The organism is Actinacidiphila sp. bgisy144, assembly GCF_057708105.1.
Genome location: NZ_JBYIRM010000121.1, coordinates 1 through 508, shown reverse-complemented (window position 1 = coordinate 508; position 508 = coordinate 1). Strand labels below are relative to the sequence as shown.

The 508-nt window shown below is 71.3% G+C and carries 1 protein-coding gene; it reads right to left on the bottom strand.

Features of this window, described 5'->3' with window-relative positions; translation table 11 throughout:
- A partial coding sequence (locus AC3EVP_RS36995) for an acyltransferase domain-containing protein (protein WP_435138209.1) occupies nt 1-498 on the bottom strand: 498 nt, incomplete at its 3' end.
- Between the last annotated feature and the right edge of the window lie 10 nt (nt 499-508).

The following is a 508-nucleotide window of genomic DNA, read 5'->3' as shown; positions in this document are numbered from 1 at the left end:
CGCCAGAACCGGCAGCACCCCCAGCAGGTCCCGCCGGTCCTCCGCCGACAGCGAGTCGGCGAGAGCCGACAGATCACCGCCCTCAACGGCAGCCCAGAACCGCTCCTCCACACCCCCCGGCACCGCGTCCCCGCCGGCGGCCGCCTCCGCCGCCGAAGACTCCAGCCAGTAGCGGCGGCGCCGGAAGGCGTAGGTGGGCAGTTCGACGACCTCGGCAGCCGGGAGCACCTTGCGCCAGTCCACGGAAAGCCCGCCGACATACGCCTCACCCAACGCCCGCAGCACCCGCGCCGCACCCGCGTCCTCACGCGTCAACGTCCCCACGGTCAGGACGTTCTCAACCTCCGCGTCCTCGGCGGTCTCCGTGATCGCCGCGGTCAGCACCGGATGCGGCGACACCTCCACGAACGCACCGAACCCCACCCCCAGCAGGCCCCGCACCGCCTCCTCAAAACGCACCATCCGCCGCACATTCGCAAACCAATACCCCCCATCCAACTCCTCACCA